14 protein-coding genes are annotated in these 14,891 nt (G+C 44.1%); 8 read left to right on the forward strand and 6 right to left on the reverse strand.

The window, feature by feature from the left end; genetic code table 11:
* The first annotated feature begins 6 nt into the window (after positions 1-6).
* Positions 7-585, forward strand: a complete 579-nt coding sequence (locus HRQ85_RS16805; protein WP_017060277.1) for a thymidine kinase — start codon at positions 7-9, stop codon at positions 583-585.
* Positions 586-733: 148 nt separating this feature from the next.
* Here the strand turns inward: HRQ85_RS16805 and HRQ85_RS16810 are convergent, their stop codons facing one another.
* From HRQ85_RS16810 to HRQ85_RS16820, 3 genes are all read right to left on the reverse strand, one after another.
* A complete protein-coding gene (locus HRQ85_RS16810; RefSeq protein WP_172380172.1) occupies positions 734-1,399 on the reverse strand; it encodes a YdcF family protein in 666 nt (221 codons plus the stop codon).
* On the reverse strand, positions 1,392-2,246 hold the full coding sequence (locus tag HRQ85_RS16815; RefSeq protein ID WP_172380173.1) for an NAD(P)H-binding protein: 855 nt from the start codon (positions 2,244-2,246) through the stop codon (positions 1,392-1,394). Before HRQ85_RS16815 ends, HRQ85_RS16810 begins: the two co-directional genes overlap by 8 nt.
* Positions 2,247-2,360: 114 nt before the next feature.
* Positions 2,361-2,591 carry a TIGR02647 family protein gene (locus HRQ85_RS16820; protein ID WP_017060280.1) on the reverse strand — a complete coding sequence of 77 codons (231 nt, stop codon included), beginning with the start codon at positions 2,589-2,591 and terminating at the stop codon, positions 2,361-2,363.
* A 257-nt stretch (positions 2,592-2,848) separates the two neighbouring features.
* Between HRQ85_RS16820 and HRQ85_RS16825 the strand changes: the two genes are divergently transcribed.
* Together HRQ85_RS16825 and focA are read left to right on the forward strand one after the other, a co-directional pair.
* A complete protein-coding gene (locus HRQ85_RS16825) occupies positions 2,849-4,156 on the forward strand; it encodes an ATPase (protein WP_172380174.1) in 1,308 nt (435 codons plus the stop codon).
* A 362-nt stretch (positions 4,157-4,518) separates the two neighbouring features.
* Entirely contained in the window at positions 4,519-5,361 is an 843-nt protein-coding gene (focA, locus tag HRQ85_RS16830) for a formate transporter FocA (protein WP_048614492.1), read from the forward strand.
* A gap of 354 nt (positions 5,362-5,715) precedes the next feature.
* Here the strand turns inward: focA and HRQ85_RS16835 are convergent, their stop codons facing one another.
* Positions 5,716-6,510 carry an ABC transporter permease gene (locus HRQ85_RS16835; RefSeq protein WP_172380175.1) on the reverse strand — a complete coding sequence of 265 codons (795 nt, stop codon included), beginning with the start codon at positions 6,508-6,510 and terminating at the stop codon, positions 5,716-5,718.
* Positions 6,511-6,947: 437 nt separating this feature from the next.
* Here HRQ85_RS16835 and torE point away from each other — a divergent pair, with 437 nt between their 5' ends.
* The 3 genes from torE to torA are packed head-to-tail and all read left to right on the forward strand — an operon-like array spanning position 6,948 to position 10,849.
* Positions 6,948-7,130 (forward strand): trimethylamine N-oxide reductase system protein TorE, encoded by a 183-nt coding sequence (gene torE, locus HRQ85_RS16840; protein WP_008222628.1) that lies wholly within the window; start codon positions 6,948-6,950, stop codon positions 7,128-7,130.
* 50 nt (positions 7,131-7,180) lie between these two features.
* Positions 7,181-8,362 carry a pentaheme c-type cytochrome TorC gene (gene torC / locus HRQ85_RS16845; RefSeq protein ID WP_017060299.1) on the forward strand — a complete coding sequence of 394 codons (1,182 nt, stop codon included), beginning with the start codon at positions 7,181-7,183 and terminating at the stop codon, positions 8,360-8,362.
* Between the two features lie 24 nt (positions 8,363-8,386).
* On the forward strand, positions 8,387-10,849 hold the full coding sequence (gene torA / locus HRQ85_RS16850; protein WP_048617692.1) for a trimethylamine-N-oxide reductase TorA: 2,463 nt from the start codon (positions 8,387-8,389) through the stop codon (positions 10,847-10,849).
* A 295-nt stretch (positions 10,850-11,144) separates the two neighbouring features.
* Here torA and HRQ85_RS16855 read toward each other — a convergent pair whose 3' ends face one another.
* Complete coding sequence (locus HRQ85_RS16855; RefSeq protein ID WP_172380176.1) at positions 11,145-12,359, reverse strand: putative manganese transporter; 1,215 nt, start codon at positions 12,357-12,359, stop codon at positions 11,145-11,147.
* Positions 12,360-12,560: 201 nt separating this feature from the next.
* On the opposite strand from HRQ85_RS16855, the gene HRQ85_RS16860 reads away from it, so the two are divergent.
* Positions 12,561-13,466 (forward strand): manganese-dependent inorganic pyrophosphatase, encoded by a 906-nt coding sequence (locus tag HRQ85_RS16860; protein WP_017060302.1) that lies wholly within the window; start codon positions 12,561-12,563, stop codon positions 13,464-13,466.
* 149 nt (positions 13,467-13,615) lie between these two features.
* Positions 13,616-14,005: a DUF2750 domain-containing protein gene (locus tag HRQ85_RS16865; protein WP_004734596.1), complete on the forward strand. Its 390-nt coding sequence runs from the start codon at positions 13,616-13,618 to the stop codon at positions 14,003-14,005.
* 98 nt (positions 14,006-14,103) lie between these two features.
* On the opposite strand, the gene HRQ85_RS16870 is transcribed toward HRQ85_RS16865, so the two are convergent.
* Positions 14,104-14,883: a DUF2927 domain-containing protein gene (locus HRQ85_RS16870; protein WP_172380177.1), complete on the reverse strand. Its 780-nt coding sequence runs from the start codon at positions 14,881-14,883 to the stop codon at positions 14,104-14,106.
* Positions 14,884-14,891: the final 8 nt, after the last annotated feature.

Raw genomic sequence — 14,891 nt, forward strand, 5'->3', positions numbered from 1 at the left:
ATTTCTGTGGCTCAGATGTATTTTTATTACTCGGCAATGAATGCGGGTAAATCAACAACGCTTCTTCAATCTTCATTCAACTACCAAGAACGTGGCATGACGCCAGTGATCTTTACGGCAGCGTTGGACGATCGCTATGGTATAGGTAAAGTGAGCTCACGAATTGGTCTGCAATCTGAAGCTCAGCTGTTTAAAAATGACACCAACATGTTTGATGCGATCAAAAAGCTTAATGAGGAAGAAAAGCGTCATTGTGTTTTGATCGATGAGTGTCAGTTTTTATCGAAGGAGCAGGTGTACCAATTAACAGAAGTGGTTGATAAGCTGCACATCCCAGTACTTTGTTACGGCCTACGTACCGATTTCCTAGGTGAACTGTTTGAAGGTAGCCGTTACTTATTGTCTTGGGCAGATAAACTTGTTGAGCTTAAAACAATTTGTCACTGTGGCCGTAAAGCGAACATGGTAATTCGTACCGACGAGCACGGTGTGGCTATTGCTGAAGGCGACCAAGTGGCCATTGGCGGTAACGACAAATACGTTTCTGTTTGCCGTCTGCACTACAAAGAAGCGTTAGGTAAATAAGCCGATCTATTGGCTGACGCGAAAGAACGAAAAACGGTGACCAAGTGTCACCGTTTTTGTTTATTGAGCCTGTGTTTTGCTTTCTTCCAAGCCGAGCTTTTGTTTATTTCTTGCCGAGCTTTTACTTTGTTCAAAGTCTAACTTTTGCTTATTCGAAACCGAGCTTCTTCAATGCTTGATAGGCGTGGTCAACGTCGTCGGGGATCGGCATTTCAATCTGAAAGCCTTTCTCTGGGTAGGATTTGATTCGCTCGTAATCAGCAATTAATGCGCCTAACACCATATCTAATGGCAACTCTTCGTTAAAGTAATCATCCCAAGTTTGCCATGGCGACGTCACGATTATCTCCGAAGTTTCGTCAGGCCACTGTTTACTGAAGGTGGCGTAGGTACGTTTCTCCATAAAGGGCTTCTGAACTAAGGTTAGCCTCTTCGGCGATAACCCTTTTTCTGTCAGCAACTCATGAGTGAATCGTACATTTTCCCCAGTATTTGTCGCGTGTTTCTCTATGATAATGTCAGAGTCAGGCACGCCACAATCTCGTGCGATAGAAGCGAATGTTTCTGCTTCTGAGCGCTCAAAGCTTCCTTCGGTAAAGCGTCCCACACCACCAGAAAAAACGATGTAAGGCGCGATCTTTTGGTGATAAAGCTCGGCTGCATATTCCGCGACGCGAGTATCGTTGCTACACAATACAAAGATACAGTCTGAAGGCGTAACCTTGTGACCCATCGACATAAAGTTCCAAAGGGTGTCGACTGAGCGATGCAGTTTTATGTTGGGATCTTTGTTAGCTATAGATTGTTCAGTCATGAAGTGCGTCCAGTGTGGATTCGAATTTAAATGAATAACCTAAGTCGAGAATCTTCTTCGAAGAGATTAACTTGTCTGGGGTATCAACAACAGCGGGCAGAGGCTCACTACTGTTGGCGCTTTTCAGTGCCGCGGCATAAAACTCCGCCTTACTGACCGTATTTGGCGTGGTCACGTTAACTACTTCGTTGTGCAGTTGACTGATAGCGAAATCGACAGCACCAATCGCGTCATCAAGGTGCAGCATGTTGGCTGGAGCTTGTGTGCTGACTTGTTTTAATTTGCTTGCGAAGCGTGATGGGTGACGGCTTGGGCCTATTAGGCCACTAAAGCGAAGAATGGTGTAGTCGATACCGGAATCAATCACTGACTGTTCAGCTTGCAGCATGATTCGTGCGTTATCGGAAAATAAAGACGCGTGCTCGTTATCTGATGTCGAAAGAGGGAGTGATGCATCCAGCTCGTTCAACACACCCGGCTTGGTTGGGTATACCGTAGTTGAACTAACCATAATGAGCTTTTTAATGTTGGACTTTTGACAGGCATTGGTGAGTTGCTGCCAGTAGTCGGCATACTCTTGTCCTGCTCCTTTTCTAAAGCCAGGAGGGAAGCTGCCAATCACAATTTCAGTGTTGTTTTCGAGTAACAATGAATAGAGTCGCCCGATAGTCTGTTGTGGTTCGGATGAATCAAAGCTAAACACTTCACATGGAATTCGTTCGCTACCAATGGCGTCTGCTCCCGCTTGGGTCGTTTTCGTGACCACCACTCGGTTACCATGTTTTTCTAAATGTTCAGATAAAGGTGCACCTACCCATCCTGCACCGACAATAAATATAGAAGCCATGTGTTCCTCACAACTGCAAATGACGAATTTACAATAAGCCTAACAAAGCTTTGCCCAAAAATGAAAAAACTCCACGGCCGAAGCAAGTGGAGTTTTTACTAGAACAATGGAGCTTTAGTTTAGTACGCGAAGAAGCTTGTCTGCGCGCTCTGCCATCTCGATACCTTCATCTGTTAGGTAACCGCCGTCTGGCTGAGTACAAAGGTTTTTTTCGAATAGGCGCTTAACAGCGTCTTGAGTTTCTTGAGCAGCCTCTTGATGAACTTTAATTCCAGTAGCAGCACTACTTACATCAAATTGAAGAAGGAGGTTTAAATCAGCAATATGTTCAGCGTTGTACTTCATAATTAACCTATATATTCATAACGTTCTCTACCTTCACCTTAGTGCGCATTCTCGGCTCAGGCAATAGCAAATAAAGAGAATTGATAAGTGATACCAAATTGATTGATTAATCATCGAGTGATGAGTTTATTTTGGTTATATTGGGTGATTTGCACCCACTTAAATCATCAATGATGTTTATTGCTAAGTGGTTGTAATATATTGTGACTAGAAATAATTTGCATTGAGCGAATATTGTATAAAAAGGATATGCATAAGTGAGAGCGAACAAAGTAGCATTAACGATCAGTATGCTATTTGCTATCTCAGGTTGTCAAAGCACACCCTCAGAGCAGACAGACGCGAACCAAACCACAAACAACAATAATGAATCTACAATAGAGGTCCGTTCATTTCAGTCTGTCCAAAGCGTTTACTCCGAATGGGAAGTTAAGCTTGAAGACCATGCTCAATTGTCTCTCTATGCACCAGAGAATTACAATGAACTATTAGACGCATGGGATGATGCTGAAAGCATTTATGCGGACTTACTGAAAGACGAAACTCGGATAACCAAGAGTTACTCCATTTTCTCGAGCCTAACTTACGCTGAAGCCTTCGATGAAAAAATCGCGTTGATCAAATCAAACTATGACTCGATCTTAGTGTTAAAGAAGAAGGCAGACCGAGTACTCGCTGATTCGATTGTCCAAATGGATTACCTGAAGTTCTTGGGCGCAGATACCATGTTTACCTCGAGCTACAAACGCTTGTATTCAGAATACAGCGAGTTGTTCGAGTATGTGCTGGTCGATGAGCTTGAAGACGCTCAAGAAGCTCAGGTGGAATTTCTTAACAATGCTCGCTTACTAGAAGTTAAAGTGGCGCATAAGAAATACATCGAACCTTTGAAGAACGAATTAGAGTTCTTGGAAGATGAAGATTTTGATGACGTTGCTCCGCTTACCTTTGCTAAGGCAGCATCTCAAATTGCGTTGGCCGAAAGCCAAGTGAAAGCTAGCCCTCGTGAAAAGTCGATCATTGAAGACGCGGTTCACGCTGCAGAGTTTGAATTGAACCACGTGCGCAGTGTTGCTCATGAAGTCAAAGTGCTGGCGAGCGTAAAAGGCGACCAGTTCGAACAGTCGGTTTTGAATGCAGAGAACCAGCTACTGAGCATTTCACAAATCGTTAATGATGAAGATTACCGTGATGTTGGCTTACGTCAGCAATCACAGAAGATAGTAGCGAGTGTTAAGGCGTTAAAAAGCTCTGATATGACAGGGCTTTTAAAGTCAGAGATTGAAACTTTGACTGAGCAATTGGCTAAGCTGGAGTCTGAAAACCAGAAGCAAGCGCAGCAACTGTCTGAAGCAACCAAGCACAGTGAGTTGCTCGGTGAGCAGATTACCAAGAGTGATGCTCACATAAAAAGCTTAGAAGAGTTAGTGGATAGTTTGAAAAGCTTAGGTGGCAAAGTTGCCAACGAAAGTGATTCTGGTGAGATGTCCCCGGCTGTTGAATCTAATCTAGAGGATTCAACCCTAGAACATTCATCAGAAGAAGTGATTGAACCTTCGGTTTAGCATCACTAATTTCTTTATTTGTGATTGAGTTAAAAGCGCCTTAGGGCGCTTTTTTACGTTCTGTTGATCTATGTCAAAATCTAGAAATAAAAGCGCTCTGTGAGCCATTTTAGTGTACGTTATTCTTTGGGTTTTAACCTAACTTGTTGATATTTATAGGTGTGTCAATTTCTATGCTGATAACTAATCATTCAGCAGAGTTTTCTTTTTACTACTAAAGTCGTATGAATTTGGAATAACTCGGACTATTTGCTTTCAACAAGGCTGTGAGAGGCATTTTGAGCTTAAAATAGCTCTTGAATTCAGAAATGAAAGAGAGGATTATCGCGCTCCCGACGACATGTTTCAAAATGTAAATCATCATGAATCTAAACCAATTTGACTCATTATTACCGCCACAAATGGCTGAGCGCGCTGCAGATATTGGCGTAGGTAAAGCAACCAAAGATCCAATCAAATCTTTTCTCCTAGCGATTTCCGCTGGCATCCATATCGGTATTGCGTTTGTGTTTTACACCATCGTAACGACTGGTGCTGGTGATTTGCCGTGGGGTATTACTCGCCTATTAGGTGGCCTTGCATTTAGCTTGGGCTTAATTCTCGTTGTTGTTACCGGTGGTGAGCTATTTACCAGTTCGGTGCTGACTCTGGTTGCTCGTGCAAGTGGCAAGATTACTTGGCGCACGCTCGTCAAGAACTGGGCTACGGTTTATGTAGGTAACTTGATTGGCGCATTGCTGCTGGTGGCTTGTATGTTACTGACCAAACAGTACATGTTCGACCACGGTCAAGTGGGTTTGAATGCAATGGCGATCTCCCAACATAAGATGCACCACGATTTTATCCAAGCTATCGCGCTCGGCATCATGTGTAATGTATTGGTTTGTATCGCGGTATGGATGACGTTTAGTGGACGCACACTGACTGACAAAATTGCGGTAATGATTTTACCTGTAGCGATGTTCGTATCGGCTGGTTTTGAGCACTGTATTGCGAACATGTTCCAAGTGCCTTTAGCTATTGGCATCAAAACATTTGCTCCAGCTGAATTTTGGACAATGACAGGCGCTAACCCAGCGGACTATGTTGATCTGAACATGATGGACTTTTTAATGAACAACTTGCTGCCCGTTACCATCGGTAACATCATTGGCGGCGGTATCTTTGTTGGCATGTGGTACTGGTTGATCTACCTACGTGACTAATAAAGGTGGCGCTATCGACAAAGATGGCGTGACTAGCTCAGTTGACGAGATGAGTTAAAGCGCAGTGAAAACACTGAACTGACTTATGACATTTACAAGACGGTCTGCATTGCAGGCCGTTTTTTATTTGTGGAAAACCTACTTCTTCATCTCTCTAATGATCACCTGAGTACGCAACAGCGCTGATCACCATGTGTGTATATGTCTTTGAAATCACCCAAAGATCAAAGGCGATGATCTTTCCTTGGGTCGAAATGGACAAAAAAGGATCTATATTGATTTGGTTATCCACAGTTTCTGTGGATAACCTGTCTCAAATTCAGTGAGTAACCAGATCTAAGTGGAGTAGGGAGGCTATTTCGAAGGCTGTATTTGAGCGAGAACTCGCCCTTCTTTGGTCAGAGATGTCTTCAATGAGAGGTGAAGCGAAAGTGCTAAAGAACAGCTCATCATCACGAAAATCGCCAGCATGATCATCAGTTGATACTTAATCGCGATCATCGGTGAAGCACCACCTAAGATCTGCCCCGTCATCATTCCCGGCAGCGTTACTAGGCCTGTGGTTGCCATAGAGGCCATGATAGGGGACATCGCTTTCTGTATCGCATTACGTACAAAAGGCGCAGCAGCATAAGTAGGAGACGCGCCTAACGCGATTGCTGCTTCATATTCTGATTTCTGTGTTTCAAAGGCACTAAACAGGTTCTGCAATGCCACGATATTACTGCTTAAGCTATTACCCAATAACATCCCTGCGATTGGGATAAGGTACTGCGCGTTAAAAACCGGTGTCGGCTTAATGATGAAAAAGCAGATGAACAAGACAATAGGTACACAAGTTACCGCAAGGCTAACGGCGACAGGAGCCAAAAGTAGGTTTCTTGGCAGTCTAGATTTTTCAACAATCGAGCTTGCACCGACGATAATCATCGTAAATAACCACAGCAAATTGACCCACAAACTATTCAAAGTGAACAAGTATTCTAGGTAAAGTCCCACCAGAAATAGCTGAATAACCATACGAATGATGCTGATAGAAGCCTCTTTGCCAAGGCCGAGTTTTAACTTGTGGTTGATGGTAATGGGTAGCAAGAGAAGTGAGCTGAAGAACAATAACTGCCACCAAGATATATCAATAACGTCTTGCATAATGTTTCCTTTTAAGTAGGTCCCCATCATATCTGAAAGTGCCAAATGATGCATTTCAGCTTCTCAGCCGTTGCTTTAAAAAATACTCAATAATTTAACAATCAAACCACAAAATATTGGTTGTTTGAGGCATTTTTGGCTACTACTTAGTAGGTAAAACGTTAAAATTGGTTACAATATGGTTGCGCAGGTGTTGGAATTTAACATTTGTGAAATATACTTAATTCTTCACATTTGTTAATACTTTTTAATAACTTTGTTTAACTAAAAACAACTTTGGATGAGCTCAAAAAAGTATTGATTAGCAAGGGTTATAACGGGAGATTTGATTGAACCCTACTTTGAGTATGGTCTAAAATTTGTCGTTAGATACTTAAGAACTTTAGCCCCATAGAATGGGTTACTCGAAATTACTAAATACAAAATAGGCAAAATGTATGAGTGATGTTAATAAAATTGAAACTGGCGAAAAACGCTCGTTGGAGTGGAAGTCTTTCCTCTTCATCGCGGTGGTTCTCTTTCCAATATTAAGTGTGGCTTTTGTAGGTGGTTACGGCTTCCTAGTTTGGGCACTGCAAGTGTTTGTATTCGGACCTCCTGGTGCTCACGGCGGCATGTAATGCCCTCTAGTAACAACATTTTTTAAAATCAATATTTAAGAGAGCTAAACATGAAATCATTTTTAGTTAAATTATGGCGCACAATGACTCGCCCCGCGGTACACATCAGTCTTGGTGTACTAACTATGGGTGGCTTTATCGCCGGTGTTATTTTCTGGGGCGGTTTTAACACAGCTCTAGAGCACACAAATACAGAAGAATTCTGTGTAAGCTGTCACACCATGCGTGACAACGTATACGTAGAACTACAAGAAACGGTTCACTGGAAAAACACTTCTGGTGTACGTGCTACTTGTCCTGACTGTCACGTTCCACATGAATGGACAGCAAAAATTGCTCGTAAGATGCAAGCATCTAAAGAAGTATTCGCTCAAGTGTTTGGTGACTTAGATACACCTGAGAAATTCGAAGCTCGTCGTATCGAACTGGCTAAACACGAATGGGATCGTTTCTCTTCGAACAAATCTCTAGAGTGTAAAAACTGCCACAACTACGATTCAATGGATTTCGAAAACATGCGCCCAACAGCGCGTATCCAGATGAAGAACGCGGCAGAGCGTGATCAAAGCTGTGTTGACTGTCACAAAGGTATTGCTCACAACCTTCCATTAGATATGGCATCAGCGAGCGGTATTGTTGGCGAGCTAGAAAACGTAGCAAGCAGCACATCTTACGCAAATGGTTCAGACGTGATCTCTATTCGTCACCTACCAATGTACACAGATGAAACAGCTGAAGTTGAAGCGGGTCTATTAAGCCCTGCAAGTAAAGTTGCTGTGATCGACGAAAAAGGCGACATGATCAAGATTCAAATCGACGGTTGGCGTAAAGCGAAAGGCTTCGGACGTGTAATCCAAGAAGACTTCGGTATGAACATCTCGACTGCAATCTTGACGAAAGAAGTATCTCAAAGTGACGTAATCACTGTTGGTGAGAAGAAAGAAGATGAGCTAACTGGCCTTCCTTGGGAAGAAGTTAACCTAGCACTTTGGATGAAGAAAGAGTCTATGGTTGATAACTTCGATCCAATCTGGAACGCAGCTGGTCAAGCGTACCAATCTAACTGTTCAACGTGTCACTCACAGCCAGATGAAGCTCACTTCAGCGCTAACGGTTGGGTAGGCATGCTAGATGGTATGATTGCATTCGTTAACTTCGATACAGATACAGAAGCACTTGTTCTTAAGTATCTACAGAAGCACTCATCAGATTTTTCTGAAGGCCATCACTAATAAGACGTCAATTGGAGTAACACAATGGCAATTACAAGAAGAAGTTTTCTGAAAGGTGTCGCGACGACAAGTGCGGCATCGGTTATCGGTCCAAGCTTATTGGCGTCGGCTTCAGCATCAGCTGCAGAAACAGACGGCGTGTGGAAAGTCTCTGGTTCTCACTGGGGTGCATTCCGAGCTCGCGTTTACGCGGGTAAAGTACAAGAAATTAAACCTCTAGAAATCGATCAGCACCCAACAGAGATGCTGAAAGGTATTAAAGGTATTATCTACAGCCCATCACGTGTGCGTTACCCAATGGTTCGCCTAGATTGGTTGAAGAAGCATAAGTACAGCGCAGACACGCGTGGTAACAACCGCTTTATTCGTGTGACTTGGGATGAGGCACTAGACCTTGTTTACCGCGAGCTAGAGCGCGTACAGAAAGATTACGGCCCATGGGCGCTTCACACAGGTCAAACTGGTTGGAGACAAACAGGTCAGTTCCACAGCTGTACGAACCACATGCAACGTGCAATGGCACTTCACGGTTACTCTGTGAAGAAAATCGGTGACTACTCAACAGGTGCTGGTCAAACGATCATGCCTTACGTGCTAGGTTCTACTGAAGTTTACGCACAAGGTACATCTTGGGAACTTATTCTAGAAAACAGTGACAACATTGTTCTTTGGGGTAACGATCCAGTTAAAAACCTTCAAGTAGGTTGGACATGTGAGACTCACGAGTCGTTCGCATACCTAGAACAGCTGAAAGAAAAAGTTGCTAAGAAAGAGATCAACGTTGTTTCTGTTGACCCTGTTAAAAACAAAACAGGTCGTTACCTAGAAAACGAGCAAATGTACATCAACCCACAAACTGATGTGGCGTTCATGCTTGGTGTTGCTCACGTTCTTTACAACGAAGGCCTATACGACAAGAAGTTCATCGAAACTTACTGTCTAGGTTTTGAAGATTTCATCAAGTACGTTCAAGGTGAAACGAAAGACAAAGTTGAGAAGACTCCTGAGTGGGCTTCAGCTATCTGTGGCGCAAGCGCGGACTCTATCCGTGACTTCGCTAAGATGCTGGTTAACGGTCGTACACAGATTCTTGTTGGTTGGAGTATCCAACGTCAAGAGCACGGTGAACAGCCTTACTGGATGTGTGCAGTTATCGCAGCAATGGTTGGCCAAATTGGTCTACCTGGCGGTGGTATCTCTTACGGTCACCACTACTCTGGTATCGGTGTATCTTCAACTGGCTTCGGTGCTCCGGGTTCATTCCCGTTGAACATCGACCAAGGTCAAACGCCTAAGCACACCAACACAGATTACAACGGTTACAGCCGCGTAATCCCTGTTGCTCGCTGGGTAGATAGCCTGCTAGAGCCAGGTAAGAAGATCAAAGCAAACGGCGCGACAGTGACACTGCCTGACATCAAGATGATGGTATTCAGTGGTAACAACCCGTGGCACCACCACCAAGATCGCAATAAGATGCGTAAAGCATTCAAGAGCCTACAAACTGTAGTGGCTGTTGATTTCGCTTGGACTGCAACTTGTCGTCACTCTGACATCGTGCTTCCAGCATGTACTCAGTGGGAACGCAACGATATTGATGGTTACGGTGCATACTCTGGCCGTGGTTTGATCGCAATGCACAAGCTAGTGGATCCTCTGTTCCAGTCTAAGACTGACTTCGAGATCATGTCTAACTTGACTAAGCGTTGGGGTCGCTACGACGATTACACCCGTGGTATGGACGAAATGCAGTGGGTTAAATCTCTGTACGACGAATGTCGCGCGGAAAACCAAGGCAAGTTCGAAATGCCTGAGTTTGCTGAGTTCTGGGAGAAAGGTTTCCTAGACTTCGGTAAAGGTAAGCCATGGACTCGTCACGCTTCATTCCGTGAAGACCCAGAGATCAACGCACTAGGTACTCCTTCTGGTTTCATCGAAATCACAAGCCGTACTGTAGGCAACATGGGTTACGAGCACTGTCAAGAACACCCAATGTGGTTCGAGAAATCTGAACGTTCACACGGTGGTCCAGGCTCTGACAAACACCCGTACTGGCTACAATCTTGTCACCCAGACAAGCGTCTTCACTCTCAGATGTGTGAATCTGAAGAGTGGCGTGCGACTTACGCGGTACAAGGCCGTGAGCCAATCTACATCAACCCAGTAGATGCTAAGAAGAAAGGCATCAAAGATGGTGACGTAGTACGTGTGTTTAACGATCGTGGTCAACTACTAGCGGGTGCTGTTCTAATGGATAGCTACGCTCCTGGTGTTGTTCGTATCGAAGAAGGTGCTTGGTACGGTCCGATCAACGAGAAAGTGGGCGCGCTAGATACATACGGCGATCCAAACACACTGACTCAAGATATCGGTACGTCTGAACTTGCTCAAGCAACGTCAGCAAACACATGTTTGGTAGACTTCGAGAAGTTCCAAGGCAAACTGCCTCCAGTAACTTCATTCGGTGGTCCAATCGAAGTTTCTTAAGTCTTGTACTTAAGAACCAAGATTAAAGCTTGAATTAAAGCCCCTGTAAGCACTCTTACAGGGGCTTTTTGTATTTTAGATGTATGTGTTGGTGTTTCTAAATAAGCATTGTAACAGGGCTAATAGAGGGCGTTTTGAGACAGGCTGTAACGCGCTGTTTGAGATAGGTGATAGAAGCAGTGAAGCAGGAAGGGAATGTAAAAAGAACCTGTGGAAAGACTTAAGCAGACGGAAACAAAAAGGCCGATACAAAGTACCGACCTTACAGAAGCCTATGGAGTTAACTCTGATCAAGTTAGATCTCAAACATAAACCAATAGCCATAAGCACAGATTAAAGCAGGCACACTTGAATACAAGGTTGCGACCAGCGCTGCTTTCGGTGCCATCGCAATCGCAGGAAATAGTGCATCACCATCATTTGAAATTGCGTTACCTACCTGAGCTGAAAGTGGTAGTGCACCTGAAAGGTATAAGCTAGTGACCAATAATTGTGGTCCACAGCCCGGTAGTAAACCCATCAACACGCCAGCCAGGGGGAGCATGATACCCCAGCTTGAGAATAGCGTCGCAAAATCGACATTTGCTATCACAGAGCCAAATTCAAAGAAAAGAAAGGCAACCACCACCCAAGCGGTAACAAAGTTTGTATCTTGAGCGGTCTTTTGCAGTGGATGAGAGCCTACACATTTTTCGTCCTCACTCACGGCTGATTTGTAATCCTCAATTTCACGGGTCAGCCCCCACAGAAACATCGAGCTGATTAGCAAAATTGTCCCCGCCCATTCCATCGACATTTCAGGCAAAGTGAGCAGCTCGTTCACATCGACTTGAAAAGAGCCAAGTAGGGCAACGGCAGCACCCGGAATAATCAGTACAGACCACAGGTAACCTTGCAGGTTTATCGCTTTTTTAGAGACCGATTCTTTGTTTTGAGATTGAGAAACGCAGCTGTTGGTGGCTTCATTTTTCTCTGCTTGTTTCGGGCGCAAGAAGTCGTCTGCATGAAATAAGTTAATAATTCGGCCTGACGCAGTACCCACAATGACGCCCATCGCCATCATGGCTAAACCTGTCTTAGGCTCGCTCGCTATGAGTAGGAACGCCGCGTCACCCATGGTTGAGACGAGCACCGCAACTACTGCACCAAATCCGAGTTTTCCCGAGATAAATTGTGTGGTCACCACTATCGCACCGCCACAGCCGGGTAGCGCCCCCATGAGAGCCGCGAATACCACTTGGTTTGAACGAGATTGATGGACGAGCTTGTTAAAGACGTTATCTTTGTTGATGTACAGGCTTAACCAGTGGTAAATCGCTAAGGTTAAAGCGACATAACAAGACACTGCCCAGAAGGCGTCTGACAAGGTGGTGACCGTTAATTCTCGCGTGGCAGGAGCCGCGATTAAAGCTGAAAGTGAGATAGGCAAAAGCAGGCGCTTAAATGACAGTGAAAACTGAGTTGTTTTCGCAGCACTACTGCTTGGCAAAAAAGAGATTAGTCGATCCATAGGTGTTACTCAAAATTAGTGGCTTAAGATAAATATATACGAATGGTAATAATTATCAATTGCATTTGTTGTTTTTTTATCTATTGTTACTATTGGCTAAACCCACGAAACATGACCAATCTAAAAAAATGAGGTAAAGTATGGCTAATAAAGAGAGGCTCTAAAGGTAGAGTCATAATTGTTAGTGTAATAGGAAGAAACATGATTTTAGTTGTTGGTCACAAAAACCCTGATAGTGACAGTATTTGTAGTGCGTTAGTTGCAACAGAGCTTCTTAAAGCTCGTGGCGAGGAAGCGACACCAATTCGCCAAGGCGAGATCAACCGCGAAACTCAACACATTCTAGAAGTCGCTGGTGCTGAAAAGCCAGAGCTTCGTACTTCTGTTGCTGGTGAGAAAATCTGGCTAGTAGACTACTCAGACCTAGCACAAGCACCAGATGATGTTGCTGATGCAGAGATCGTAGGTATTGTCGATCACCACCGTCTAGGCGACGTGATGACAGTAAACCCAATGGAAGCTTGGATCTGGCCTGTTGGTTGTACAAACACTGTACTTTTCAACATGTTCAAGATTGAAGGTCACGCAATCTCTCAACAAATCGCTAAACTAATGATGTCTGCAATTCTTTCAGACACAGTTGGTTTCGCTTCTCCAACATGTACTCAAAAAGACAAAGACGCGGTTGCTGAGCTTGCTGAAATTGCTGGCGTAACTGACGTTGATGCATTCATCAAAGCGCTTCTAATCGCTAAAACAAACATCGAAGGCCTATCTGCTGCTCAACTAGTAGAAAAAGACCTTAAAGGCTACCCATTCAACGGTCGCGATGTTGTTGTTGGTCAAGTTGAACTTGCGACTCTTGAGCAAGTAGACGGCATGATTGAAGCGCTAGAAGCTGATCTTGAAGAGCGTTGTGAGAAAGACGGTCTAGCATTTGCTGCGGTAATGCTAACAGACATCACTACTGCGCAAACTCGTCTTCTATACAAAGGTGAGTGGGCTGAGAAACTGGTTAAGCATGAGAAAGACGGCGTATTGATGATGGAAAATACACTAAGCCGTAAGAAGCAAGGTTGGCCTTGGCTACAAGGTGAGCTTGTTTAATCAAGTCGCTTAATATTAAACGCCTGCTTATTTAGCAGGCGTTTTTCTTTGAAGTAGACTTTCTTCTTCATCGATAATGTTTGAAGTTAAAAACACTCGGCATAAAATAGCTTTAAGAGCAAAGTTACTGACTAAAGTAGGAAATTAAGATGACTACACAGCTAGACGATAAAAAAATCGCTGAAATCAATAAGTATACGGGCGAGCAACGCTTGAAATACTGTGTGAAAGAAATCGTAGCAAACCGTGAAGTATGGATCTTAACCGATGAACACGGTTGTGTAATGCTGAACACAGAAGATGAAGACTGCGTTCCAGTATGGCCAAACCAAGAGTTCGCAGAATCATGGGCAACGGGTGATTGGTCTGAGTGTAAAGCTGAGTCTATTTCGTTGAACAAATGGCACAGTCGCTGGACGAACGGTCTAGAAGACGACGAACTTGCTGTTGTAGTATTCCCGAACGAACAAGAAGAAGGCGTTATCTTGTTCCCGGATGAGTTCGATTTCGAATTGAAAAAGCAGGCAGCTAAGCGCTAGTTCTTTCGTAATGCAGTAACATCGTAAGTCAGCGTTGCCTTTCTTAGGCAGCGCTATTATTCAATTATCCCATCTAAGTTACTTCCAACGTATATTCGTCAATACCCAATTAACTGATACAAAGGCGCTTGCTGTGCGGCTTTAGAAGCTTGTTGAAGCACACCTGTTTTGCTGTATCTCTTGAGTATCTTTCGCACGATAGGTTTTACTTCAGATTTTGTCATTCCAGCTTTCAATTCTGGTTCATACAGCAGTTGCAGCAGCAATACGTCTAAGGGTGATAATAAGTCTTCTGGCGTGTGGTCGTTGAAAATAGAAGGGTAGGCTTTATCTGAATCATTCGGCAGGCCAAGAACCTGTGTGATCTCTTCCACGATACAGGCAACTAGCTTACCTCGCGATCTGGCTTGATCGACGGGGATTACAATCCCAGCGTATACAATCTCACCTTTAGAGTTTGTTCGATAACCCGCCGTGCAGATGGCGCTATTTAAATGCTGAGTTGATTTGAGCTTGAGCACCGATTTCGCCTCAGATACCCACTGGCTCTGCCTTGTGTATATCCATTTAACGTTCGCTTGGGACTCTTTACTGACGATTGTTATCGGATGTTGGGTGACTTGAGATAGGTGTTGGATATGAAGCTCTGTGAGCTCTTGATGCAGTTCCTCACCGCTCACTCGATGATCGATCCAAATCTTGATAGGTTGTTTCCACTTGGCGAGCGGCTTGTTGCCTTGGGAGTATTCGTGTTGAAGTGCGACGTTATAAAAGGCAGTTTCGACGAAGCTTCTATCTAGCCATGTGAGCGGTGTGCTTGTCGCGTTAAAGGACAACATCACCAACAAGAGGGGAAGCATTGAAGCTGTTCGATACATACTTTTCC

It is taken from the genome of Vibrio sp. Vb339, assembly GCF_902751245.1.
GTDB classification, from domain to species: Bacteria; Pseudomonadota; Gammaproteobacteria; order Enterobacterales; family Vibrionaceae; genus Vibrio; species Vibrio coralliirubri.

Excerpts from the sequence above, each read along its gene's own strand:
- HRQ85_RS16810 (WP_172380172.1), bottom strand. The coding sequence starts at position 1,399 with ATGACTGAACAATCTATAGCTAACAAAGATCCCAACATAAAACTGCAT.
- HRQ85_RS16815 (WP_172380173.1), bottom strand. The coding sequence starts at position 2,246 with ATGGCTTCTATATTTATTGTCGGTGCAGGATGGGTAGGTGCACCTTTA.
- HRQ85_RS16820 (WP_017060280.1), bottom strand. The coding sequence starts at position 2,591 with ATGAAGTACAACGCTGAACATATTGCTGATTTAAACCTCCTTCTTCAA.
- focA (WP_048614492.1), top strand. The coding sequence starts at position 4,519 with ATGAATCTAAACCAATTTGACTCATTATTACCGCCACAAATGGCTGAG.
- HRQ85_RS16835 (WP_172380175.1), bottom strand. The coding sequence starts at position 6,510 with ATGCAAGACGTTATTGATATATCTTGGTGGCAGTTATTGTTCTTCAGC.
- torE (WP_008222628.1), top strand. The coding sequence starts at position 6,948 with ATGAGTGATGTTAATAAAATTGAAACTGGCGAAAAACGCTCGTTGGAG.
- torC (WP_017060299.1), top strand. The coding sequence starts at position 7,181 with ATGAAATCATTTTTAGTTAAATTATGGCGCACAATGACTCGCCCCGCG.
- torA (WP_048617692.1), top strand. The coding sequence starts at position 8,387 with ATGGCAATTACAAGAAGAAGTTTTCTGAAAGGTGTCGCGACGACAAGT.
- HRQ85_RS16855 (WP_172380176.1), bottom strand. The coding sequence starts at position 12,359 with ATGGATCGACTAATCTCTTTTTTGCCAAGCAGTAGTGCTGCGAAAACA.
- HRQ85_RS16860 (WP_017060302.1), top strand. The coding sequence starts at position 12,561 with ATGATTTTAGTTGTTGGTCACAAAAACCCTGATAGTGACAGTATTTGT.
- HRQ85_RS16865 (WP_004734596.1), top strand. The coding sequence starts at position 13,616 with ATGACTACACAGCTAGACGATAAAAAAATCGCTGAAATCAATAAGTAT.
- HRQ85_RS16870 (WP_172380177.1), bottom strand. The coding sequence starts at position 14,883 with ATGTATCGAACAGCTTCAATGCTTCCCCTCTTGTTGGTGATGTTGTCC.